We start from the raw sequence: 25,874 nt of genomic DNA, 5'->3' as shown, positions 1-25,874 counted from the left end.
AATGAGAAATCTTGTAAAATTGTTTTCTTTCTTAATACTATTTTGTTTTTCTACACTTCATAGCCAGAATTTTAATCAAGAGGAACTTACTTTTATCGAGTACTTGGGATATGTGAAAAAATATCATCCGTTGGTAAAACAAGCCAATCTTGAAGTGACAAATGCTCAGGCAAAATTGATGATGGCTCGAGGCGGATTTGATCCAAAATTGGAAGTAGATTACAATAAGAAAGAATTTAAAGGCACAGAATATTATTCGTTGTTAAACAGCAGTTTCAAAATTCCGACTTGGTATGGAATTGAAGTAAAAGCAGGTTTTGACGATACAAGTGGAGAATATTACAATCCGCAGAACAAAACTCCAGAAGCAGGTTTAACTTCGCTCGGAATTAATGTTGCTCTAGGACAGGGAATGTTTATTAACCAAAGAATGGCCGATGTTCGCGAAGGAAAACTTCAAGTAAAACTGAGCGATGCACAGCGAAAACTAAGAGCAATTGAAGTTTTATATCAAGCAAGTGAAGCTTATTTTGAATGGAGAAGAAGTTATAACGAAGCAGAATTGTATAAAAACTATTTAGGCTTTGCGAGCACTCGTTTTGAAGGGGTTAAAAAACTAATTGCAGCAGGAGATGCGCCAGCAATTGACAGCGTTGAAGCTAAAATAACCGTTCGAAACAGAGAATTGAATGTTGAAAATGGAAATTTGAAATTAGCGAAAGCGAAACTGAAATTGGCCAATTTTTTATGGATTGAAAATGTTCCGGTTGAATTGGGAGATTTGGTAAAACCAGAACAAAACCTAATTCAGACGATTGAGGAAACTTTAAAAACGGATGCCATGATGGTCGATGTTGAATCATTAGACTCTCATCCAAAAATTCAATCTTTAGAAACTAAAATGGATATTTTGGAAGTCAACCGCCAGCTGAAAGCCAATTCGTTGCTTCCGAAAATAAATGTGGGCTATAACTACATTTCAGAACCCAATTACTGGAATAATTTCAACGCCGATGATTATAAGTTTAATATCGATTTCAGTTTCCCGATTTTCTTAAGAAAAGAACGTGGAAGTTTAAAAATGGCTAAACTGAAAATTCAGGATATGCAATATGATATTGGACAGCAGCGATTGGAACTTAAAAATAAAATCAAAGCGCAGCAGACAGAAATTGCTTCGTTAAGAAAACAGAAAATCGTAATCGACAATCTTGTACAAGATTATATGACGATGCTGAATTCAGAAGAAAAATTATTCTCATTTGGCGAGAGTTCGATTTTCTTAATCAATTCGAGAGAAAATAATCTCGTAAGCGCAAAATTGTCGCAAATAAGTTTAGAGAATCAGTTTTATCTGTCGAATGCCGAATTGTACAAAATATTAGCAAATCCAGATTAATAATTTTCGATGTATAATCGAATAGTTGAAATGGCAGTGATTTAATATGTCGTTCCGCCGGAGCTTTTGAATTTAGGGACGTAGATTTAGTTATAAATATTTCGCTCTTCCAGAGCTGTAAAATGTCCCAGCGGGACGAAATATTTATAGGAATGTATTTTTGATTTATAAAATAGCCCTGTAAGGGCGAAAGATATTGTATGTACACAAAAATAACAGTCAGCTTTGTACCTGTCTGCATTATATTAATTTTTTCAGAATTTGAGTTAAAAAAGCTTTAGATATTTTCTAAAGCTTTTTTTATTTGGCAGAAATCTTTTAAAAAAGCGGTTTCAAATTATAACATGAAACCGCTTTTTAAAAAAGTTAAAAACTTCTTTATTTAAATTTGATAGACTTTCTTATTTTGAAGCCGTGTAATTTAAACTGACGAATTATGAGTTTATTAAAAAAGAGTTTCCTTTTATTCTGTTGCATCATTCTTTCTCAAGTTTTAAAAGCCCAAGACGCTCCTTACACAATGGGATTTATCCCAGCATCTATAAGTGAAGTTGATGTTGCTTTTCCTTTAATAGAAAAATGGAATTTGAGCGGCCAGGCAGATATGCAGCTCGTTACACAAGGCGCTTATACAAACGGAAATCCTTTTGAATACACACAACGAAAAGTAATACGACCTTGGATTATTTATTCTGGTTTTAAAAATATGAAGCTTTGGTTAGGATATGCACACAATCAGAAATATGCGATAGAAGAAGCGGGGAATTACAAAACTTTAGAAAATAGACTTATCGTAATGGGAACCTATACACAGGAAATGCCTAAAGGGTCTCTTTTTGAGCAAGTGCGTTTTGAAACCAAGTTTTTTGATGACAGAAATGGCAATCATCAAACAGTTCCCAGAATAAGAGCACGTTTTGGAGTTAATCATTATTTGAGACAAAGTAAGGAAAAACCAATTTTTTTGGCACCAAATATTGGGTATTACACAGAACTCATGCTAAAGTTTGCTTCTAAAGATTATGCCGACGAACATTTTGATATTTTCAGACTATCGGTTTATTATACTGCTGGAATTACCCCGAATATTCATTTTTTGGCAGGCGTAATAGGACAAATGCAGTTGCGTGCAAACGGAACTCAGTTTGACGTTTACTACGGGCCAATGGTTTCATTAAAATATAGCGTAAAACCAAAAGAACGCGAAACATTTGATAGTGTTGATGGGGGTGCAGATTAACCAAATTATTTCTGCAGATTTTAAAAGAGTTTATTTTGCTTAAAACTTATAATATTTAACTTTGGAACGTTATAAGAATAAACAAAATGAAACAAGCGATTATAAATGCTGTCGTACACACAGGAGAAGAAATAATAGAAAACGGAGTTGTAATTGTAGAAAACGGAACTATTATTTCAGTACAAAAAGAAATTCCAAACGATATCAAGACAATTGATTTAAAAGGAAATCACCTTGCGGCAGGATTTATAGATATCCAGATCAATGGCGGAGAAAAGTATTATTTCAGCCAGACACCAAACGAAGAAACCATTCAGGATATTTACGATGCCAGTATGAAATATGGCACAACGCATGTTTTACCTTGTTTAATATCTTCATCAAAAGAAACTATTTTAGAAGGAATTGAAGCGGTTCGCAATTACATGAAAAAGCATCAGAATGGTGTGATCGGAATGCATTTGGAAGGACCGATTTTTAAATCCGCAAAGGCGTGGAGCACATAGTATCGATCAGGTTCGAAAACCAACTGACGAAGAACTTCAAGAAATTATCAGCAAAGGAAAAGACGTTATAAAAGTCATTACCATAGCTCCAGAATGTTTTACAGAAAAACAGCTTACTATGCTGATCGAAAGCGGTATTACAATTTCGATCGGACATTCTACTATTACGCATAAAGAAGCCCAGCCTTATTTTGCAAAAGGAATTAATCTAGTTACACACTTGTTTAATGCCATGACACAATTCGGACATCGCGAACCGGGTTTGGTTGGAGCTGTTTTTGAAAACGAAGAAGTCTACGCTCCTGTTATTCTCGATGGAGTGCATTGTGATTATGCAGCAGCAAAAATAGCGTACAAACTAAAACAGGATAAATTCTTCTTAATTAGTGATGCTACCTTTTTAGGGCGTAAAGTAGCCAATTTTAAATGGGATAACTTTGACGCTCATTTGGTTGATGGTTTCTATAGAAATGATGATGGCAATCTTGCTGGTGCTTCAATCTCAATGACAGAAGCAGTGCAAAATGCCTATAATCATTTGAATGTTTCGGCAGATGAAGCTATAAAAATGGCGACTACAAGAGTGGCTGCTGCAATTGGCATGCAAAATAAAATAGGAAAAATACGTGCAGATTTTCCGGCAAGCTTTGTTGAGTTCAATTCTGATTTAACTGTAATCAAGACTTTAGATTTTAGGGAATAGAAACTTTAAAACCTGACCTTTAAGTATAGTAGTCGTTTATAAAAACTTACTATTAGTATATTTTATATTCATATTTTTCTTGCATTTAACTTGCTTATACAAAGTATATTGATAGTTTTGCACCATATTTAACCCCAAACCTACTTACTTACTGATGAGAAAAAACACTCACTTTTTCGTATTTGCCCTATTGGCAAGTATTATTTTTGGATGTAGTGACGATGGCGAAAACTACAAGCCAAATTACCTACCGAGCATAGATGCTTCGGCTTTACCAGCAGAAAATAAACCAATGACCATGTTTGAGGATAACGAAGATCCTTCTATTATGTACAATAAAGCAGATCGCTGGTTTAGAGTAAACGAACCGTTTCAAATTATTCAAAAAGGAAAAGATTCTGCACAAATTTCGCTTTATTCTCCAGTTGGATTGACGGACGTAAAAGTGTATGCTAAATTACCTAATTACGATAAAAAGTTTTTGCTTTATAGTTTTTCTAAAGTTCCTGCTTTTCACCGCTCTTTTCATAAAATTCCTTTGACAGAGCAAAAAAACGATTATTTGCTAGAAACTGGAAACACCGTAACAATCGATAAAATTGAAGGATTTTCATCTGGAGCGATCGAATTTTCTGTAGAATCAGATGATCCTTTGTTTAAAAAATTCAAAAAAATAAAATCAAATCATTTAGTTCAGTTTCATGACGGATACCATATTAATGAGCTGGGTAAATTTCTTCCGATGAATCCTGCATTGGCAAAAGAAGCAATTACCATGATTATTAATTATTCTTATGCTTTAAGCCATCCTATGTATTATGACACTTTTACCAATTTTGACAAATACAAACAAGAACAGGCAGCGACAGCAGGAACCGCTATAAACGGCGCATTAAACTGGCATGGAAATGCTGATGATGTAGAGGGTGTTTACGATTATTATTCTAAAGAAGAAATCGAAAAAATATATTGGAATTATCTAGATAAAAGAACCGTTTGGATGGCAATGGTTGGAGGAGATTCTGCTTGGGGCGGAGGAAATCTGGCATCGCAATGGGAATCGGGTTATGTAACTGGACATTGGGTTGGAGAAATGTCGGTTTGGTCTCACGAATATTCGCATCATATTGGTTTTAACCACAGCAGTAATTTGGCGAATAGCGGCGAAGGCGGCGGTCAGCAGGAAATGCTTACTCATTTTTATAAATACTTAATTTACTTAAATGATCTTCCGTTTACGGATCCAGACGTTTTAAAAACGTATTCAAAAACGGCTTACGTAAAAGGAACTTATAAGAAACCAGTATTTACTGTTAATCCTAAAAATCCATTTTTGCTCAAATATAAAGGCGAAGGAAAATGGAACTAAAATATAAACTACACATGAAACATATTCTGCCCCTAATTTTAGCAATTTGTTTGTTTACAAGTTGCAGTAAAGACGATCCAGCATCTAAAGATTATACCTATTATTATCCGACTGATGAAGCTTCTATTACAAACGAAAATATTCCAGGAAGCACAGAAGCATTTGATCCAAAAGGAATTACTATTGCAAATGAGAAATTGTATGTGATTAACGGAAATGTACTAGAGATTTTTAATGCTCTGACTTTAGAACATATTAAAACAATAAAAGAATATAAAAAAGGAAATACGACTATTGCGCTAACAAGTTTAACATCGGTTTCTGTTGATGCTGGCCGCATTTATGTTGGCAGTACAGAATCGAGATTATTTGTTTTTGATGAGATTACAAATGCTGGAATTAGTACTGTTGGAAATGGTCAGTGGTGGCAGACTTTTGTTCACGTTTTTGGCGTAGTAGCAAAAGACGGATTGGTGTTTGTAAAAGAAAAAGAAAAGAGCATAAAAGTTCTTGACGCTACTCAAATTACAGAAACAAGCGATTGGAATTTAAAGCCTATTGCAAAATTGAATACGCTAAACGGATATACAGAAGTATATTCATTGGATGTTTTTGATGGAAATTTGGTTGTAGGAGGAAGAGATGCCAAAAGCTATTTATACTATAATATTGCCAATATTAAAGCCAATGCCGCAGCTTCGTTAACCACTCCTATTGAGCCAGAAAAAGTGCAATTTGTAGACATTAAACCAGTTGCAGTATCTTTTAGCAAAGATTGGGCAGTTACTTCAGAAAATGTTGGAAGTGCCTCTTATTTAAAATTATATCCAAAAGACGAATTCATTAAAAAGAATTATAAAGCGGCTTTAAGCGTTTCTGATATTCTAGGGCAAAATGCTTTTGGAACTATTGTTGGAACAGCACAACTTGACGATCGTATTTTCTTATCTGATAATACCAATAAAAAAATCAGAGTAATAAAATTGAATAAGTCGGTAATTGCAGAACAGAACAACTAGTTTTTTTTAAATTCCAATACTTGAAATTTCAAATTCCAAAGAATAAAAATTCCAAATTCCAATCTCGAAGTCTCGGGCAAATTGGAATTTGGATTTTTTTTGAATTGAAATAAAATTTGGATTTTGAATTTAGATTTTGGAATTTCGATTCTCAAGATTGGAATTTGGAATTTGAAATATTGGAATTTTAAAAAAAAGCCTACTAGATTGATAGGGTAATAAAAGTTTTAACAATTTATAGCTTAAAATTGAAAATAACTATTTAAATTTGCACTCGCTATGAAGAAACAGAACCAGAAAATGAATAATTATTATCGTCGCAGTATGATGTGCTGTGGTGCTGTTATGGTGTTTATTGATCTGGCTTAATATATAAAATGATAAAATTTATTTCGAAAACGCCTTTCAACTCATTAATGGAAGGCTTTTTTGTTTTTTAAACTGTAAAGAATGATTGAATTAAAAAATGTAACCAAAACTTTTCATCAGAAAGACAGAATTGTAGCTGCTTTGTCTGATGTTTCTCTAAGGGTTCCTCAGGGGAAAATTTTTGGGGTAATTGGAACTTCCGGAGCAGGAAAAAGTACTTTGATTCGCTGTGTGAATTTGTTGGAAAGACCAACTTCTGGCGAAATTATCGTTGACGGAAAAGCTTTGATGCAGTTGTCAAATGCTGAATTGGCGATTGAAAGAAGACAAATCGGAATGATTTTTCAGCATTTCAATTTACTTTCTTCGAGAACGGTTTTTGAAAATGTGGCTTTTCCGCTAGAATTGGCTGGAACGCCAAAAACGGAAATCAAAACACGCGTTTTAGAATTATTGCAATTGGTTGGATTGGCAGAAAAAGCCAATGATTATCCAGCAAGTCTTTCGGGAGGACAAAAACAAAGAGTTGCCATTGCAAGAACTTTGGCTAATAATCCGAAAGTTTTACTGTGCGATGAAGCGACAAGCGCATTGGATCCTGCAACAACGAGATCGATTTTAAATTTACTGAAGGACATTAACAAACGTCTTAACATTACGGTTCTGCTGATCACACACCAAATGGAAGTGGTAAAATCGATTTGCGATGAAGTAGCGGTAATCAGTCACGGAAAATTAATCGAGCAGGGAAGTGTGGGCGAAATCTTTGCAGACCCAAAACATGAACTAACAAGAGAATTTATTTCTTCTTCGCTTCATATCGAAGTTCCGTCTGTTTATCAGGAAAAATTACAGAAAGAAGACAACGGAAATCTGAATCCGTTATTAAAACTGGAAATGACAGGAAAATCGGTTAACGAGCCTGTTATCTCAGAAGTTTCAAGACTTTTTGATACCGATTTCAAAATCGTTAGCGCGCAAATGGATCAGGCTGGCGAAGTAAATTTTGGTGTAATGCTGATTGAACTTTCAGGGAAACGCGAAAATTACGACGCAGCAATTCAATATTTTAATTCAAAACATATTAAAACAGAAATTATAGGTTATGTCTGATTCTCTTATAGATTTATTGTTAAAAGGAACATGGGAAACCATTGTTATGACTTTTGTATCGGGCTTTTTCGGTTTTTTGTTAGGACTTCCAACAGGAATTTTATTATTCTTAACTCGTAAAAACCAGATTCTGGAACAGCCAGTTTTAAACAGAACATTATCGGTTGTGGTAAACGTTTTTCGTTCTATTCCATTCATTATTTTAATCGTTTGGATGATTCCGTTTACACGTGCTATTGTCGGAACTTCTATTGGTGTGAGTGCCGCTTTGGTTCCGTTAAGTATTGGTGCAGCGCCGTTTATTGCCCGTTTGGTAGAAAATAGTTTGCTAGGTCTACCATCAGGATTAATCGAAGCAGCGAGAGCATTGGGTGCGACTCCTTTGCAAATTGTATACAAAGTATTATTGCCAGAAGCTTTGCCTTCTTTAATCAATGCAGCATCAATAACTTTAATTACCCTTGTCGGATATTCTGCAATGGGAGGAGCTGTTGGAGCAGGTGGTTTAGGACAAGTTGGGTATCAATACGGATATATTGGTTATGATGCCGTAACAATGAACTCGGTTTTGGCTTTATTGGTTATTTTGGTATTCGTAATTCAGTTTGCTGGAGACAGATTATCAAAACGATTCGATCATAGATAATCCTCAATTAACAATTAACAATTTACAATTAGAAATATATGAAACTTAATATTTTAAAAACGGCTGGAATTTTGGCTTTGGCGCTTGTTTTATCCAATTGCGGAAACAAAAAAAATAACGATCCTCATTTTATAAAAGTAGGTGTAGCTTCTGGTCCAGAACTAAAAGTGGCGGAAGCGGCTAAAAAAGTAGCTAAAGAAAAATACGGATTGGAAGTAGAACTAGTTTCTTTCAACGATTACGTGATTCCAAATGAAGCTTTAAGCCAAGGTGATATCGATGCAAATGCATTTCAGCACAAACCTTATTTAGACGAGCAATCGAAACAAAGAGGTTACAAATTAGCCATTATCGGAAATACATTTGTGTATCCAATTGCTGGGTATTCTAAAAAAATAAAAAGCCTTTCTGAATTGAAAAACGAAAGCACAATTATTATCCCAAATGATCCAACAAACGGTGGACGTTCTTTGTTGCTTTTACAGAAAAACGGATTATTGAAGTTGAAAGATGGTGTTGGTTTATTGCCAAAAGTAACAGACATTGTGAGTAATCCTAAAAACTTAAAAATCTTAGAATTAGAAGCACCTCAATTGCCTCGTGCCTTAGACGACCAAAATGTGTCTATTGCGATCATCAACAATACTTTTGCTTCTACAGCAGGATTGGTTCCATCTCGTGATGCTTTGTTTGTTGAAGACAAAGATTCTCCTTATGTAAATTTGGTGGTAAGCCGCGAAGACAATAAAAAAGAAGAAAAAGTAAAACAGTTTTTACAGGCTTTTCAATCTCCAGAAGTAGAAAAAGCTGCTGAACAAGAATTTAAAGGAGGAGCAGTTAAAGGCTGGTAATTTTTTTAAGTTAAAAGTTAAAAGTTAAAAGTTAAAAGTTAAAAGTTATGAGTTAGGAGTTATAATTTAGGAGTGTTGCCTAACTTATAATTCATAACTCATTTTTTTTGTACTATACGTACATTTATTCAAACATAGCCCGTGGTTTCAACCACGGGAATACGCGGTTAGTATAACCCTTAACCCTTAACCCTTAACCCTTAACCCTTAACCCTTAACAATTATATAAAACAATCTGTTGATTTTGTAATGCTTACGTTTTTTTATTGAATTAAATTAGAGTTCAATTTTTAAAACAAAAATTATGAGATCGATTTGGACAGGTTCGGTAAGTTTTGGATTGATTAACATTCCGATAAAAATGTTTTCGGCTGTAGAGGAAAGCAGTCTAGATATGGATATGTTGGATGCAAAAGATCATGCCAATATCAAATTTAAACGTGTTAATGAAAATACGGGCAAAGAAGTAGATTACGCCAATATAGTAAAAGGATATAATTTGGATGGCAAATATATTATTCTGGAAGATTCTGATTTTGAAGCCGCAGACGCCATTAAAACCAAAACAATCGATATTGAAAGTTTTGCTTTCGAAAAAGAAATCCAAAGTATTTATTACGAACAGCCGTATTATCTAGAACCCGATAAAGGCGCCATGAATGCCTACGGATTGCTTCGCGATGCACTTGAAGCTTCAGGAAAAGTGGGTATTACAAGATTTGTACTGCGAAACAAAGAAAGTTTGGCAATTTTAAAACCGTACAAAAATGTGATTGTTTTAAACCGAATTCGATTTGAACAGGAGATTAGAAGTACAGCAGAATTAAAATTGCCTCCAATGTCTAAAAAATCGACAAAAGAAATGGACATGGCCGAAAAACTAATCGATCAGCTAACGGAGAAATTTGATATTTCTGGCTTTAAAGACGAATATACCGCCAAGCTTTTGGATATCATTAAAAAGAAAGCCAAAGGAAAACCACAAAAAGCGGCTCCAAAACTAAAAGTCGTGCACAAACAAAGCGACGATTTAATGGAAATGCTGAAAGCAAGTCTGGAAAACAAAAAGAAAAAATCTTCTTAAACGTTTTGACTATTTTCTAGTTTGTGAATAATCTTTTTAATATTGGCACCTTTCGATAAAACAGGTTTCCATAAATCGCCTTTTTTCTCAAATCTTTTCAATACATTTTTAATGGTAAATTGCGACGGATGCAGTTTTTCAGTCACTTCACTCCATTCTAAAGGTGTAGAAACTGTTGCATCAGGTTTTGGACGAACAGAATACGGCGCTGCCAAGGTTTGTCCTCGTCGGTTTTGTAAAAAATCGATATACAGTTTATTTTTCCTTTTTTTGATGCTTCTGTCAATCGAAGTAATATCGGGCAGTCTGGAATGTACTTCTTTAGCAATTAATTCGGCTAAAATTTTAATAGAATCATAATCGTATTGCGCGCCAAGCGGAATGTAGATATGAAGCCCAGAAGCACCCGAAGTTTTGCATAAACATTCGGTTTCCAATTCGTCTAAAACTTCTTTTACAACCAAAGCAGTTTGAACCACTAGTTTAAAGTCGTCTTTTGCGGGATCTAAATCAATTACGAGCCAATCTGGATTCTGAATATGTTTGATGGTAGAATTCCACGGATTCATTTCGATACAGCCTAAATTGGCCATATAGAGTAGTGTTTCTTTATTATTGCAAATAAGATAATCAATGTTGGCATTGTTGGATTCTGAGAAGATTTTCTTGGTTTTAAGCCATTTCGGAATTTTATCGACATCAACATCTTTCTGATAAAAACTAGGAGAATCAATTCCGTTTGGGAAACGGTTCATCGATTCTGGCCGATCTTTTAAATACGGCAAAATCAATTCTGAAACCTCATTATAATATTGCACAATATCACCTTTAGTAATGCCATCTTTTGGAAAGTAAACTTTATTCTGATTGGTGAGATGTAAGGTCGTTTTACCAATTTTTAAATCGTAATCGTTCTCAGTTTTGTGTTTATTTGATTTTTCCATTTCAATTAAATTAGAACTCCCATTAACATCGTCTCTCAAATTGATTTTGCCATTTTCATTGATATTGCCATTGCCATTGCCATTAAAATTAACTTCCCCAGCTTTTTTATCAACCCTTAATCCTAGATAAACAGGATGTCGCAAATGCTGATCCTGCGTCCATTCGGAAAATTTTACCTGACAAACGACTTTTGGTTTTGCCCATTGAATGGGATCGCGCAAAGAGATTTTTTCGTCAAGCGGAGATTTTTCTATGAAGTAAGGCTCGAGTTGAGTATATAAATCTTTCAGTACAGCTTCGGTAAAACCCGTTCCGCATTTGCCAATATATTGCAGTTTTTTACCATTATATTGACCTAGAAGAAGCGCGCCAAAATACTTTCTCGAATTTTTAGGTTCGGTGATTCCGATAATTATGGCTTCTTCTTCGTTTGCTGTTTTTATTTTGAGCCAGTTTGTACTTCTTCTGTTTGCTGTATAAGTGCTATCGGCTCTTTTGGCAATTATACCTTCCGTTTTATTTTTAACCGCTTTCTCAAATTGTTTTATTCCGTCGCCAACGGTATGTTCAGAATAAAAAACATTCGAAAAAGGATATTTATTGAAGAGAATTTTCAGCAGTTCTTTTCGTTCCAAAAGCGATAATTCGGTAATCAGATTTCCATCCAAATTCAATAAATCAAAGACGTAATATTTGAGATTCCCAATTCCGGTTTTCATGTAATTTTGAAGCAGTTGGAAATCGGCTTTTCCTGCATCATTTTCCACCACAACTTCGCCATCCAAAACTACGTTATGATCTATTTGTTGTAATTCGTCAGCAATGGGTTTAAAATTATCAGTAAAAGAAAGTTCGTTTCTGCTGTACAAATCGACTTGTTGTGCATTAATAACGGCAATCGTCCTATAGCCATCGTATTTATTTTCGAAAACCCATTCATCATCATCAAATGGTTTTTCGTTTACACTGGCAAGCATGGGTTTTATAAACTCAGCTATTTCAACTTTCGGATTAGACTTTTTTTTTGCTGTTTTCTTCTCAACTGTTTTTTCTTCTGTTTTTGAAGAAAGTTTTTCAGATTTTGCTATCAGCTGTTCCAAACTTCTTTTAGAAATAACCGATTTATTTTTTTCTAAAATATCTGCAGTAGAAGCATACTTGTCATTTTTCTTGATTAAAAGCCAGGCATTTTCTTGTTTGCCGTGAAGCTTAACCAACGAAAATTCGCCTTTGAGTTTTTTTCCTTTTAAAACAAAACTCAAACGTCCTTTTTCTAAATCGCTTAATAATTGTTTTTCGTCCGAAGCTGTTTTTTCATCTGAAGTATACGTTCCATTATCCCAAACAATCACATTTCCTGCGCCGTAGTTTCCTTCTGGAATTGTACCTTCAAAATCTTTATAACTGTAGGGATGATCTTCTACCATCATCGCCAGGCGTTTTACTTCAGGATCCATTGACGGACCTTTGGGCACTGCCCAGCTTTTTAAAACGCCATCCATTTCTAACCTAAAATCGTAATGAAGATGCGATGCGGCATGTTTCTGCACGACAAAAATCAGTTCGTTTACCGATTTTTCCACTTTTCCTTTTGGTTCGCGGGTTTGTTTAAAATCTCTTTTTTGATTGTATTTAGACAGTGACATAAGCTTTCCGAAGTATTAAATGGTAAACAAAATATAGTAAAGCGCCGTTGCTGTGAAGGCAAAAATAATATGGGCAAAGAACAGCTGAATATAATAACCTTTAAAATCAATTGGGGGTTGATGATTGGTCATTTTAAATATAATAATCCAGCTGAGTATGCCAATTACACCACTGATAACTCCTAATATAAGAGCACTTAGTGGAGAAATTGGTAAAATATCCTTCACCCATACTATATAATATCCCATAACAAATAGAAAACCAATAATGTAATGTATCAGCCATCCTAAAATTTTTCTAGATTTTTCGGAGAGATTGATATTTGTTTTTTTTAAAGCAAAACTCAATAAAACAGGTTCTTTATACAATTCTCTAAAGTTTTTTGACATAACATAACTAAACCAAGTCATAGCTGATGTTGCCACAATAGTAATTATTAGTAATTGTATAGTGATGTAGATCATAAAAACCTTTTTGAATTAAACTCTATTTCAAAGTTACTTTTAAAAAGGTTTTTCCTGTTATAGGATTAAAATTCGTAATTATATAATTATCAGTGTTCTATACCTAGTTTAATGTGTGATTATTTCAAGACATTCGCTCAAAATAGAAACTGCTTTTTCCATTTCTTCCTTTTCCAAATTCCCAAATCCTAAACGGGTCGCAGTAAGATTTTTGGTCTGATATAAAATGGTCTTTGGCAGAAATAAACCCTGTTTAGAACATTCTTTTTGAAACTGAACCAGATTAAAATGATCGAGCCATTCTACCCAAATTGCCAATCCTCTTGGTGGCACTTTGAACTTGATTTTGCCTTTGAGTTTTTCATTTAGAATTGAGACAAAATAATCGCGTCGTTCTTTGTAGATTTTTTTATTTTTTTTAGAAAGGCGGTGCACTTCGCCTTCGGTAATCCATTCGGTAAGAACCTGTTCTTTTATAACATCAATTCGTGGTTCAAGAATGTTTTGATGCTTTTCGAGTTCTTTGATAAATTCCGCAGGCGCAGCCACAAAACCGTAACTGAATCCTGATGGCAATGATTTTCCGAAAGAACCAATATAAACCACTTTCTGATTGGAATCAAAAGCGGCCAAAGGCAAGACAGGATTGTTATCGTAATGAAACTCAAAATCGTAATCGTCTTCCAAAATCACAAATCCGTATTGATTGGCCAATTCTAAAACTTCGATTCTTTTTTTGGCACTAAGCGAAATAGTCGTCGGATAATGATAATTGGATGTTAAGTATAAAACCCTGATTTTTGTTGTTTCGCAAATTTCTTTTAAACGTTTGGTGTCAATTCCGTCTTCATTTACGGGAATAGAAATTATTTGTGCTCCAGTATTAGTTAGCGTCATGTTTGACATATAATATCCCGGCGAAGCTACGACGACTTTATCGCCTGGAGCAATAAGCACTTTTGTAACCAAATACAAAGCAATTTCGTGACTGCTTGTCGTAAGAAGATTTGAGGTCGAAATACGAATGCCTCGGGTAAGATTCAGATAATTAGAAAAATGAGTTTTAAAATTCGAATGCGAACGCAATTCTATCTGTTCGTAGGTTTTAGAGGTTTTTCGTCTTTTTAGTTTTGAAACGTATAATCTCGCCAGAACATCGGTTTGAACCAATCGTAAATCGGGCATTCCGTCATTAAATTGATAAGGCAAATTGCTAATTTCAATCGGACTTTCAAGAATAGTCGAACGCTGAAAACTAAAGCCAATATTATCTTGAGATACATTTTGTTCTTTCGAAAGAATAAAATCAACCTTGTTTTTTTGTTTTTGCTGTGATAAAATAAAAGTTCCTTTATTCGGAAGTGTTTCAATCCAGCCTTGCGATTCTAAATCCTGAAAGGCTTTGATTAAAGTGTTTCGGTTAACAGAAAGTACTTTACATAAAATTCTGGTACCGGGAAGTTTGGTGCCTTCGGGAAGAAAACCCGTTTGTATGGCTTTGATAAACTCAAAAACAAGCTGCAGATAAATAGCAGTGCTTTCTTCTGGTTTAAGCTGAATAAAGCTTTTAAAAGGAATTTCAACCGGACTATCCATAATTTATAAACTGACACTTTTTATTAGTACGGCAAGATACTGCTTTTCTAAAAATTTTTAGAAAAAAAGAAAAGGGATCTTACCTAAATAAGTGCTAGAACGATGACCAAATCAAACTATTAAGTCCGGCTGAAATATTTTTATTTTAATGAATAAAATGGAATTAACCCATTGGCTGAAATTAATCAAGCATTTAAGTGCGTCACTTTCTTTTGCGAAGTTTATGCTAATTACGGCGATTATATATCCTCAAAAACAATTCATTCCGTAGGAATGTTTCATCGGTAGAATTAAATTTGAATTGCGGTTATACGTTCCGTAGGAACGTTTGGTTGCTAAAACAGAACGCTGTTATATAAAATCAGGTGTTCCTCTGGAACACCATGCAAAATGACATATTCTTTTTCTACCGACCAGATATTCCTACGGAATATTAAATGGTAACTCGTTGTGGTAATTCATTATAATCTTAATTACACTTTAAAAATCAGTTTCTTTTTGTAGAAAATCCATAAAATGAACGACCAGAAAACAGCATACGATAAAGCATAAGCAAGTGACGCATTTAATGGGTTCTCAAAACAAGGAACTATTCCGTGATTATAGATGTAGGCTTGAAGCCCAATTTCTTCGCCGGCTTTTTCAGGATCGGCTACTTTTATGCCACTTAAAACTCTCGGAATTATTCCAGAAAAGAAAAATACAATCATCGGGTTTACACCCCAGATTAGGAATAATTTCGTCCATTTTTTATGTCCTTTAATATCAATGATATAATACAAAAGTGTTAAACATAGCGTTGCAATTCCGGCTGTGTACAAAACGTAAGAACTTGTCCAAAGCGATTTGTTAATAGGGAAGAAGATGTTCCAAATTAATCCTCCAATTACTAAAGCAGTTCCTGCAATGGCGGTCTTTTTTACGATTTCCATTTTATCCACAGATAAATTTAAGAGCTGACCAATGTACATGCCTAGAATTCCAGTTCCAATGGCTGGTAGAGTGCTCAAGATTCCTTCTGGATCCCAAGTCTTAGATGAAGCCCATAAATGTCCGTTTAAAAGGGTATCGTCTATCCAAGCGGCAAGATTGGTTCCTTTATCAAAATTGGCATGACCAAATCCAGGAACGGGAACAAATGCCATTACAAGCCAATATCCAACTAAAAGCGCTGCTAAAACCAAAAGCTGTGTCTTTAAATTAGTCTTTAAATACAAAATGGAAGTAAAGAAATACACAATCGCAATTCGCTGTAAAACGCCTGGAATTCTGGTGTCTTCAAAATGTTCAAGTCCGCTAAATGATAATGAAATAAGGATTAGAAACACACCAATGGCAAGAATGGTTTTGACTTTCATTGAAAAGTTTCCTAAAAGGGCATACGCAACCGCAAAAGCAATTATTAATCGCAATCCTAATAACGGAATTCCTTCTAAACCAAATAAATGAATTCTGCTGAAAACACTTAAAAACAATCCTAAACAGAAAATACGAAGCGATCGAACTAAAATTTTATTGAAAACACTTCCGTCAAAATGTTTTACAGGCATTGCAAACGGAATAGCCGTTCCCATAATAAAAACAAAAAACGGGAAAACTAGATCAGTAGGCGTGCAACCATGCCATTCGGCGTGTTCTAGGGGCGGATAAATAGATGACCAGCTTCCCGGATTATTGACAATCGTCATTAAGAGAATGGTAAATCCTCTAAAGACATCGAGTGAGGTTAAACGTTCTTTTGTCATTGGGTTTGTATTTTAGATGTTAGATTTTTTTTAAAGAAGAAAGAAGCAAGAGGAAAGATTTTTTATGCTCTTTGAGTTTGGAATTTGGGATTTAAAATTTGGAATTTTTATTTCATTATCGCGTCTTGAATGATCTGTTGGATTTCTTCTCTGATTTTTCCTTTGGCTAATTTATTTTCGTCATTTACTACTTCTGGATACGTTCTATTGGATAGAAAAACATACACAATTTCGGTTTCTGGATCTGCCCAAGCCATGTTTCCTGTAAATCCTGTGTGGCCGAAACTTGCTTCAGAAACACAGTCGCAGGTTGGCCCGCCTTTGTGCACTCTTTTATCAAATCCTAGTCCGCGCAGAACGCCTTGATCTTTGTAATAGCACGTATTAAAAGCATCAAAAGTCTGTGGAGAAAAATATTGAATACCGCCATAATTTCCTTTCTGCAGATAAAGCTGCATCATTTTGGCTACATCCATCGCATTAGAAAATATTCCTGCGTGACCTGCAACTCCGCCTTCCATTGCCGCGGCCATGTCGTGTACATACCCTTGAATAACTTGATGTCTGAAATAGTTATCAATTTCAGTTGGAGCAATATTGCTTTTATCAAATTTATCCAACGGATTATAAAGCGTATGCGTCATTCCTAGTGTACTGTAGAAATTTTCCTGACTCAACTCTTCTAGTTTTTTATGTGTTTTTCTTTCTAAATATTCTTTTAAAATGATAAAAGTAAAGTCGCTGTATTTGTATTCTTTTTTCAGAGCCACTGGACTTTCCGCAATAATTTTCATAATTGTATCATGATAATCATTTCGAATGTAAAGATTCTCGGCAACTTTTGTTGTAAAACCATTTTCAGCTGCTTTTCGATAGTATTTTTCAGAAGGTTGATTGTTGCTGTCTAAAGTTGCTTTGTAAAACGGAATCCATGCTTGAAGTCCTGCATAATGATTTAATAGATCTTTGAAAGTGATGTTTTCTTTGTTTGTTTTGGCAAAAAAAGGCAACATATCTTTCAGTTTGGTGTCTAGCTCTACTTTGTTTTTATCATACAATTGCATCACATTTGGCAATGTTGAAATCATTTTTGAAATTGAAGCTACATCGTATAAATCTGAATCGGTTACTTTCTTGCCGTTATCATAAGTTTGCGCTCCGTACGATTTCTGAAAAATAACATTTCCTTTTCGGGCAACTAAAACCTGCATTCCCGGTGCCATTTTACCATCAATTGCTTTTTGTGCCACAACGTCAATTTTGGATAGAATCGCCGGATTCATATTTACATTTTCTGGAGCTGTAAAAGCCAGACGATTTAGTTTTTCGGTCGTTAAACCATCATTTACATGGAAAGCATCATTTATAGAAACAGGCAATTTTCCTTTGGCTTCAATAGCACCAAAAAGCAATCCTGCCGAAACAACCTGACTAATATCTGAGTTTTGATACGAAACCACCAATCCTTCAATATCATCAAAATTGTTGATTGATAATAGCGAGTATGGTTTTGCAAAAATGTCCAAAATCAATTTGTTGTGTTTTGCAATTTCTTTCAACCAAAGCATTTCTTGTAATGTGAATTCTTGTTTTTCCCAAGCTTTGTTTACTTTATGATAGCTGATAATAACCTTGTCAAATTTTTTCAATTCTTTATTCAGACTGTCAAGATTGGTGTCTCTGACTTCTGTAATTTCAGTATATTTTTTTAGCGTAGAAACGAAAGAGCTATTGGTATCTTCACCCAATTTTATATAGGCGATTTTTTCGCTTAAATCTTTTATTGGTAGAATTTCTTTTTCGTTTTTTAGAACCGTAATAGCATTTTCATACAACTTATAATGCAAAGCATCATTTTGCGACGGATTCAAATCATTGTATAAATTGTTTAAATCAATCGGCTTGTATTTGTTCAGTCCTGCTTTGTATTTAAAATGAAGAATTTTTTTAACAGAATGTGCTAATCTTTCTTCAGTAATCACTTTTTCATTGTAAGCGGCTTCCAATTTCTGAAAAGCAACTGGTACATTTTCTGGACAAAGTAAAATATCGTTTCCTGCTAAAATAACAGCGATTTCTAGATCTCCACGAACCTTTAAAATTGGCAGCTCCTTTCATCGCCAGACCATCTGTGAAAATTAAGCCATTAAAACCTAATTCTTTTTGAAGCAAATTGGTAACCACATTATAAGAAGCCGAAGAAGGACAATTTGGCTGCGATTCTAAACTCGGAATATTAAGATGCGCCACCATAACAGAAGCCAAACCTTCGTCAAACAGTTTTTTGTACGGATAGAGTTCAACTAATTCCATTCGTTCTTTAGAAAAATTAACGGTAGGCAAGGCGTGGTGCGAATCGGTTGAAGTATCGCCATGTCCGGGAAAGTGTTTTCCGGTACAGAAAACGCCATTTCCTTGTATTCCTTTCATTAAGGCAAGAGCTTTTTCGGTTACATTAACTTTATCTTCGCCAAAAGAACGGTTTCCGATAATTGGGTTTTTCGGATTGGTATTAATATCTAAAACAGGGGCAAAATTGAAATGAACGCCGATTCGTTTGTTTTCGGCAGCCATATTTCTTCCCACATTTTCAATTAAACTTAAATCCTGAATAGCGCCCAAAGTCATATTCCAAGGATAACGATACGTTGAATCTAATCTCATGGCTAATCCCCATTCGGCATCGATTCCGATCATTAAAGGTACTTTTGCTTTTGACTGATATAAGTTGGTTAATTTCGCTTGACGAACTGGTCCGCCTTGAAAGAAAATAACGTTTCCTATTTTATAATCTTCAATCATTTTACTGATCTGGTTAACATGTACAGAATCTTTATTGGAATAGGCAGAAACCATAAACAATTGCCCGATTTTTTCCTGTACGGTCATTTTACTGTAAATGCTGTCAACCCAAGCGGTTTCTTTATCAGAATCTTTAAAGAAGTTTTTTTTCTCTGAAGTGTTTTTTGGTACGTAAACAACAGTGTCTTGTAAAGGAATATCCTTTTTATCATCTGCTGCACCATTATTTTTTTTGGATGCGCAATTGGTAATTAAAAATATAAAAGCGGCGTATAGACTGATTTTTATAAATGGATTTTTCATATCATTTTTTTAAGAATCAGTTTGAGTTTAATGCATTTAAATTCAAATTGATTCATCAATAGTATTAAGCTGAATTAGAAACTTATTTCTTTCTCACTGCGTGAACTGGTTATAAATAATCCTAAATAAGTAATTAATCCGTTTAGTATAATTAATTCATTATCAAAAACATATCCTGCAAATAAAACTTTAGAATATTCATTGATAAAATAAGTAAACAATGGAGAAAGCAAACAGATAAACGGAACCAGTTTGTCGTTTACATGTCTTGATTTTTGGAATAACCCAAAAGCGTATAATCCTAATAATCGAACCGTAAGTGTACGAAGCAACTTTAAAGATCATTCCTACGACTGAACTATCATTGATTGAGTTGAAAATTAGGATGATAAAAAAGATTAAAATGGAAAAACTGATATGCACTAAATGTCTAATTTTTACGGTGTTTTTCTTATGGCTGTTTTCTGCTTTGTCCATTCCTAAAAAGTCAACGCAAAATGAAGTTGTTAAGGCTGTTAGGGCAGAATCTGTAGTAGCAAAAGTGGCAGCAATAATTCCTAGTAAAAATACAATTGCAGGAATAAGTGCTAAATGATTTAATGCAATTTCAGGGAAAAGCAAATCGGTTCTTGGTTTTCCGGTAACTAAATCGGTTGGAACTGCAATTCCGTTTTTGTTTGCATAGATGTATAAAAGTGCTCCAACGCTCAAAAAGAAAATATTGATTACAACAAAGATTCCTGTAAAAGTGAACATGTTTTTTTGTGCTTCGCCAATGTTTTTACAGCTCAAGTTTTTTTGCATTAAATCTTGATCCAAACCTGTCATGGCAATGGTTACGAACATTCCGCCCAGAATTTGTTTTACAAAATGAAATTTACTTCCAAAGAAATCATCGAAGAAAAAGATCTTAGAATAATTACTGTTTTTCACTTCTTCAAAAGCAGTTATCGCACTTAAATCCATTCGGTCGCAAATGAAATAAATAGTAAGAAAAACAGAAGTTACAAGGAAAAAGGTTTGTAAAGTATCGGTAATAATAATCGTTTTTAGTCCGCCTCTGTAAGTGTAAGAAAAGATTAGTAGTAATGAAATTAAAACCGTAAACGCAAAAGGAACATGATAAAAATCGAATACAAAACGCTGTAAAACAATTACAACCAAATACAATCTGAAAGCAGAACTTATTGTGCGGCTAATTAAGAAAATAGAAGCTGCTGTTTTATAGCTGAAAAAGCCCATTCTTTGCTCAATATATCCATAAATAGAAGTCAGATTCATTCTATAATATAAAGGCAGTAAAAGCTTTGTAATGACAATAAAACCAAGTGCATTTCCTAATACAAACTGAAAATATTTAAATTGTTCACCGCTTGGTGCGCCAACTTCTCCAGGAACAGAAATAAAGGTTACTCCAGAAAGCGCTGTTCCGATCATTCCGAAAGCAACTAAATACCATTTTGAATTTTTATTGGCAGTAAAAAAGGCTTCATTTCCGCTGTCTTTTCTGCTGACTCTGTGCGATATATAGAATAATGTTCCGAAATAAATGATAATAAGGAGAAGGATGGTACTTGGTGTCATTTTATAGTTTTGGTGTTTTTTTGGTTTTTATAAATAATTCAAATCGAGAAGATTTTTTAATTGACCTAACAGATTTTATTCTGTTAGGTCGGTGTTAAAAACTCCAAAAAATGAATTTATTCAGCTTTTGAATTTGTATAAATCTATAAAAAGATTTTGATAGTGTGGTTTTAGTTTTCCTGATTTTTGTTGTGAGCTGAAAGTACAGCTCTAACGCTTTTATGTGTGTGCAGTAATTCTTCGGCAACATCATATTCAATGCCAAGTTCTTCCATAATCATCTTGATACCGCGTTTAACCAATTTTTCGTTAGACAGCTGCATATCAACCATTTTATTGCCTTTTACTTTTCCTAATTTGATCATTACCGAAGTTGAAATCATATTCAAAGTAAGTTTTTGAGCCGTTCCTGCTTTCATTCTTGTACTTCCTGTTAAGAATTCAGGCCTACAATTAACTCGATCGGATAATCAGCTTCTTGAGCAATAAGTCCGTTACTGATGCAAGAAATACTTCCTGTTTTAATGTTGTGTTCTTTAGCTTTTTTAAGCGCTCCTAAAACGTATGGCGTATTACCAGAAGCAGCAATTCCGATAATCATATCTAAACTTGAAATTTCAAACTTAGCCAAATCTTTCCATGCTTGTTCGGTGTCATCTTCTGCATTTTCTACCGCTTTTCTAATGGCAGTGTCTCCACCGGCAATGATTCCGATAATCATATCATGCGGAACACCAAAAGTTGGCGGACATTCAGATGCATCTAAAATTCCGATTCTCCCAGAAGTTCCAGCTCCGATATAAAATAATCTTCCGCCCAATTGCATTTTTTTTACAATGGCCTTAACCAGTTTTTCTATTTTAGGAATCTGCTCTTCAATAATATGCGGAACTTTTTTGTCTTCTGTATTAATGTTTGTAAGAAGTTCTTTCACGCTCATTTGATCCAAGTCTTTGTACAAAGATTCTTGTTCAGTTTCAGGATTTTTATTTTTCATTTTTCTTTTTTTTTGATTGTTGAAACCGAGATTTTTCTACTATCAGGCTTCTCTATTTTACATTAATAGTTTGATATTTTTATTAGAATAGAATTTAATTTTTAAAACATAGAAACACAGGTTTTGATTTTTGTTTAAAAAGGTAACCAATCTTTAAAAAGCAAACCAAAGAGAACTACATTTCTGCATAGCAATATATATGTGTGTGTTTATGCTAATGAAACGCTTTTGTGTAAGTCTATCAAAGTCTATGTTTCTATTGTTTAAAAAATTAAGTCTAAAGGAACTGAATTAGAAATATTATTTATAAATCAGGTATTTTGTTCGCATTTTTTTGAAAGCTTCTAGATCTTTCTGCCAAGTCTTTCTTATCTGAGCTTCAGAAACACCGCTTTCAATTTGCTGCTGTAGTTTTTTTGTTCCAGCCAGTTTGGTAAAAAATGCGTTGAAGAATTTTGTTTTGTCGCTGGTATTCTGGTACGCTTTAATAAGCCATTTCAATTCTAATTGTTTTAATTTTGGATATTGAGTTAAATCTTCTCCAAAACATTCTTTTCCATTGTATAAAGGATCTTTTGCGCCAAAATTGGGTTTCGGAGTAAAACTGAAATTGGTTTTGGTTAAATATGGAGAACCGTAGATTTGAAATTGTTTCTCAGTTCCGCGTCCCATACTTACGTTTGTTCCTTCAAAAAGACATAGACTTGCGTATAAATTTATAGACTGGTCATTTGGTAAATTCGGAGATGGTTTTACCAATAAACTATATGGCATTGTTCTGCTGTAATCTACACAAGGAATAACGGTTAGTTTACATTGAGCGCCCTCTTTGAGCCATTTTTCTCCATTTACCATTTGCGCATATTCACCAATTGTCATTCCGTGAAGGAGCGGAATAGGGTGCATACCGACAAAACTCGTAAATTCTTTTTCTAAAAGTGGTCCGTCTACAATTGAACCATTTGGATTTGGACGATCAAAAATAATAAGTTGAATATTGTTTTCTGCACAAGCTTCCATTACATAATGCAAAGAAGAAATGTAGGTATAGAATCGTGCTCCTACATCTTGCAGGTCAAAAATCATGACATCAATTCCAGATAACTGCGCTGGTTTTGGTTTTTTGTTGTCGCCATAAAGTGAAATAATCGGAAGACCTGTTTTCGGATCTTTTCCATCAACGATATGTTCACCGGCATCGGCTGTTCCTCTAAATCCGTGCTCGGGAGCAAAAATAGTCTGAACAGTAATTTTTTTCTCCAATAGAAAATCAACCACATGCGTTTTATCAGATAAAATTCCGGTTTGGTTGGTTACAATTCCAACTTTTTTATCTTTTAAAAGCGGTAAATATTTTTCGTAATTGTCTGCACCTGTTTTTATAACAGCGTTGTTAATTTCTGCTGAAATAACGTTTTTATCTGGCTGAATGGTTGCAGAATATGACGGGCTATAAAACAGAAATGCTGTAACAAAAGCACTTTTTGCTATAAATTTTATCATTTTAATACAGTTATTAGTTAGAGACAAAATGGACTAATAAAATTAAGATTTTATCGGAGTATATGAATGTTTTATGCAGATTTGGGGAATCTAAAAACTAACAAGATATAACCTGCATGAATCAGGAGTAATTTTTTATTTGGCTTTTTTATTGGTCACAATGTGTTTAAAAAGAGTGTTTTAAAATACTGCCTCCGAAAAGTCTCACGTCGGAGGCAGTTGTATTAGATGCGGTTTTTCAGTTTTACCGAATTACCAGCCTGGATTTTGTTTTAAATCGACACCTTGCGCTTTGTACAAATCAATGTCATTCGTTGGAATGTTCATTAAATAGTGCTTAGGTTCGAAAGTTCTTGTGCTTGCTGGGTATATTTTCACATATCCATTTCCGTCCACAACAGTTTGCGATCCAACTGGAGTTCCAATTCTAGCTCCTAAGTTCACGTCAGGGTTTTTGCTAGTGTCTAGGTAATCTCCTTTTTTCCAACGGTAAATATCAGCTTGTCTTAAAGTAGTCCAACTCATGAACTCAATTTGACGTTCACGACGAACTTCCCAGATTAACGGATTTACAACACCAGTTAATTGCTCTAAAGAAGAAGTTCTTCTTGGGTCGTTAATCTGAACACCATTTGCGGAAGCATTTACTCCGTCAGTAGTTAATGGAGCAATTCCTGCACGTGCACGAACTTTATTGATCGATAAATCAAGATCGCTGTTGGTTGCTGTTCCTAACTCAGCGCAAGCCTCAGCATAATTTAAGTATACTTCGCTTAAAGTAAATAACGGAGCGTCTGTGTAGTTACGTCCTCCAGTAGTTACATCTGGACCTGTTGTAGCAGGGTTGTTGTACAATTCAAATACATAACCAGACATAGAAACCAAAGCAGTTGTACCAAAAGGTTTTCCTTTGTAGCCGTAGTTAGCAGGATTAACCGTTTTACCAAAACGAGGATCTCTGTTAGCAAATGTTTTAGCAGCCGTATCGTCACCAGTATATTGGCTGTTTCCAGCTTGCTGAATAGGTAATCCGTTTGTCGTTACGTAGCTATCAGCTGCCCATTTTGTTAAACCATACTGAATGGTTGAAGTATTCGTATAGTTTTGAAGAGAGTGCATTAATACGTTTGTTAAGTAACGTTTTGCCAATATCACTTCAGTATTTCCAAGTAATTCAACTGAATTGTAAAGTCCTTTCCAATCTGCATTCAATTTGTAGCTTGGATTGTTCATGATCATCAATGAAGCTGCTTTTGCTTTGTTTAAGTAAGCGCTTCCATCTTGTCCTAAATGGTATTTTCTGTATGTCCCTTCGTAAAGACAAGCATTGCTTAAAGCTGCGTAAGCAGTGTATTTATTTGCTGTAACGTTTTTATCATCGCTAACCAACATTAAGTCTGCAGCTTCTTGCAATTCTGCAATTACTTTGTCCATAATTTCGGCTCTTGGTTTTGCAGGAGCATAAACTTCTGCGTCACCTTGAGCTAAATATTGATCAGTATACGGCACATCACCAAATTTTTGCACTAAACGGAAATACGTATAAGCTCTAAAAAATTTAGCAACTCCAATATAGTGGTTCTTTTTCTCCGTAGACATACTTACTGTTGGTACTTTTTCCAGCATCAAGTTACAACGACGGATAAGCGTGTAATATTCATTCCAAGAATAAAGATTCGTAGTTGCAGCTGTAACCGGCATTTGATAGAAAGTAAAGGCAGACAAGTTATCATCTACTCTATAATCACTTCCATGATAGTAAAAGAAAGAAAGTCCAATTGTAGTTCCGTTTCCATAACCATAAAAAGTATCATAATTAAGCCATGAAAAGGTTTTTACGTTATCTTCTGACTGCCAAAAGTTATCGTTTGTAAATTTATCTGCAGGATCATCAGTAAGATAATCTGAACAGCTAACTGCGCTTCCTGCAAGTAAAGCAGTAGCAAACATTAGCAGAAACTTAGATTTTATATTATATTTTTTCATTGT

General features: G+C 34.5%; 16 protein-coding genes and 3 pseudogenes. 10 read left to right on the top strand and 9 right to left on the bottom strand.

Annotated elements, in window-relative coordinates:
* Nucleotide 1: 1 nt before the first annotated feature.
* The 10 genes from ACPWTF_RS06025 to ACPWTF_RS05980 all read left to right on the top strand — a co-directional run bounded on the left by ACPWTF_RS06025 (nucleotide 2) and on the right by ACPWTF_RS05980 (nucleotide 10,299).
* Nucleotides 2-1,399: a TolC family protein gene (locus tag ACPWTF_RS06025; RefSeq protein WP_427874807.1), complete on the top strand. Its 1,398-nt coding sequence runs from the start codon at nucleotides 2-4 to the stop codon at nucleotides 1,397-1,399.
* Between the two features lie 436 nt (nucleotides 1,400-1,835).
* Nucleotides 1,836-2,639 (top strand): DUF2490 domain-containing protein, encoded by an 804-nt coding sequence (locus ACPWTF_RS06020; RefSeq protein WP_427874806.1) that lies wholly within the window; start codon nucleotides 1,836-1,838, stop codon nucleotides 2,637-2,639.
* 86 nt (nucleotides 2,640-2,725) lie between these two features.
* The gene (locus tag ACPWTF_RS06015) at nucleotides 2,726-3,145 is read left to right on the top strand and encodes a hypothetical protein (RefSeq protein ID WP_427874805.1); all 420 of its coding nucleotides are present in this window, start codon (nucleotides 2,726-2,728) and stop codon (nucleotides 3,143-3,145) included.
* The gene (locus ACPWTF_RS06010) at nucleotides 3,099-3,848 is read left to right on the top strand and encodes an N-acetylglucosamine-6-phosphate deacetylase (RefSeq protein WP_427875736.1); all 750 of its coding nucleotides are present in this window, start codon (nucleotides 3,099-3,101) and stop codon (nucleotides 3,846-3,848) included. The genes ACPWTF_RS06015 and ACPWTF_RS06010 overlap by 47 nt, the downstream gene beginning before the upstream one ends.
* A 154-nt stretch (nucleotides 3,849-4,002) precedes the next feature.
* Complete coding sequence (locus ACPWTF_RS06005; RefSeq protein ID WP_427874804.1) at nucleotides 4,003-5,217, top strand: hypothetical protein; 1,215 nt, start codon at nucleotides 4,003-4,005, stop codon at nucleotides 5,215-5,217.
* Nucleotides 5,208-6,236, top strand: a complete 1,029-nt coding sequence (locus ACPWTF_RS06000; protein WP_427874803.1) for a hypothetical protein — start codon at nucleotides 5,208-5,210, stop codon at nucleotides 6,234-6,236. The genes ACPWTF_RS06005 and ACPWTF_RS06000 overlap by 10 nt, the downstream gene beginning before the upstream one ends.
* A gap of 450 nt (nucleotides 6,237-6,686) precedes the next feature.
* Nucleotides 6,687-7,718: a methionine ABC transporter ATP-binding protein MetN gene (gene metN, locus ACPWTF_RS05995; RefSeq protein ID WP_320492218.1), complete on the top strand. Its 1,032-nt coding sequence runs from the start codon at nucleotides 6,687-6,689 to the stop codon at nucleotides 7,716-7,718.
* The gene (locus ACPWTF_RS05990) at nucleotides 7,711-8,364 is read left to right on the top strand and encodes a methionine ABC transporter permease MetI (RefSeq protein WP_095929005.1); all 654 of its coding nucleotides are present in this window, start codon (nucleotides 7,711-7,713) and stop codon (nucleotides 8,362-8,364) included. Before metN ends, ACPWTF_RS05990 begins: the two co-directional genes overlap by 8 nt.
* A gap of 38 nt (nucleotides 8,365-8,402) precedes the next feature.
* Nucleotides 8,403-9,215 (top strand): methionine ABC transporter substrate-binding lipoprotein MetQ, encoded by an 813-nt coding sequence (gene metQ / locus ACPWTF_RS05985; RefSeq protein ID WP_427874802.1) that lies wholly within the window; start codon nucleotides 8,403-8,405, stop codon nucleotides 9,213-9,215.
* Between the two features lie 304 nt (nucleotides 9,216-9,519).
* On the top strand, nucleotides 9,520-10,299 hold the full coding sequence (locus tag ACPWTF_RS05980) for a Ku protein (protein WP_427874801.1): 780 nt from the start codon (nucleotides 9,520-9,522) through the stop codon (nucleotides 10,297-10,299).
* Here the strand turns inward: ACPWTF_RS05980 and ligD are convergent.
* The 9 genes and pseudogenes from ligD to ACPWTF_RS05935 all read right to left on the bottom strand — a co-directional run bounded on the left by ligD (nucleotide 10,296) and on the right by ACPWTF_RS05935 (nucleotide 25,871).
* On the bottom strand, nucleotides 10,296-12,890 hold the full coding sequence (gene ligD / locus ACPWTF_RS05975; RefSeq protein WP_427874800.1) for a DNA ligase D: 2,595 nt from the start codon (nucleotides 12,888-12,890) through the stop codon (nucleotides 10,296-10,298). The genes ACPWTF_RS05980 and ligD overlap by 4 nt on opposite strands.
* A gap of 15 nt (nucleotides 12,891-12,905) precedes the next feature.
* Nucleotides 12,906-13,355 carry a hypothetical protein gene (locus ACPWTF_RS05970; protein ID WP_427874799.1) on the bottom strand — a complete coding sequence of 150 codons (450 nt, stop codon included), beginning with the start codon at nucleotides 13,353-13,355 and terminating at the stop codon, nucleotides 12,906-12,908.
* A 108-nt stretch (nucleotides 13,356-13,463) separates the two neighbouring features.
* Nucleotides 13,464-14,951 (bottom strand): PLP-dependent aminotransferase family protein, encoded by a 1,488-nt coding sequence (locus tag ACPWTF_RS05965; RefSeq protein WP_427874798.1) that lies wholly within the window; start codon nucleotides 14,949-14,951, stop codon nucleotides 13,464-13,466.
* 473 nt (nucleotides 14,952-15,424) lie between these two features.
* Nucleotides 15,425-16,696, bottom strand: coding sequence for an acyltransferase family protein (locus tag ACPWTF_RS05960; RefSeq protein ID WP_427874797.1), 1,272 nt, complete (start codon nucleotides 16,694-16,696; stop codon nucleotides 15,425-15,427).
* A 107-nt stretch (nucleotides 16,697-16,803) separates the two neighbouring features.
* Nucleotides 16,804-19,801, bottom strand: a pseudogene (locus tag ACPWTF_RS05955) (glycoside hydrolase family 3 N-terminal domain-containing protein).
* 74 nt (nucleotides 19,802-19,875) lie between these two features.
* A pseudogene (locus tag ACPWTF_RS05950) lies at nucleotides 19,876-21,385 on the bottom strand (sodium:solute symporter).
* A 170-nt stretch (nucleotides 21,386-21,555) separates the two neighbouring features.
* Nucleotides 21,556-22,382 (bottom strand): annotated as a pseudogene (gene murQ / locus ACPWTF_RS05945) (N-acetylmuramic acid 6-phosphate etherase).
* Nucleotides 22,383-22,682: 300 nt separating this feature from the next.
* Nucleotides 22,683-23,885 carry an exo-beta-N-acetylmuramidase NamZ family protein gene (locus tag ACPWTF_RS05940; protein ID WP_427874796.1) on the bottom strand — a complete coding sequence of 401 codons (1,203 nt, stop codon included), beginning with the start codon at nucleotides 23,883-23,885 and terminating at the stop codon, nucleotides 22,683-22,685.
* A 252-nt stretch (nucleotides 23,886-24,137) separates the two neighbouring features.
* Entirely contained in the window at nucleotides 24,138-25,871 is a 1,734-nt protein-coding gene (locus ACPWTF_RS05935) for a RagB/SusD family nutrient uptake outer membrane protein (protein ID WP_427874795.1), read from the bottom strand.
* Nucleotides 25,872-25,874 lie beyond the last annotated feature (3 nt).

Origin of the sequence: Flavobacterium sp. MMS24-S5 (assembly GCF_050320125.1) — a bacterium.
GTDB lineage: Bacteria > Bacteroidota > Bacteroidia > Flavobacteriales > Flavobacteriaceae > Flavobacterium > Flavobacterium tyrosinilyticum.
This window is presented reverse-complemented; position numbering and strand designations above follow the sequence as displayed.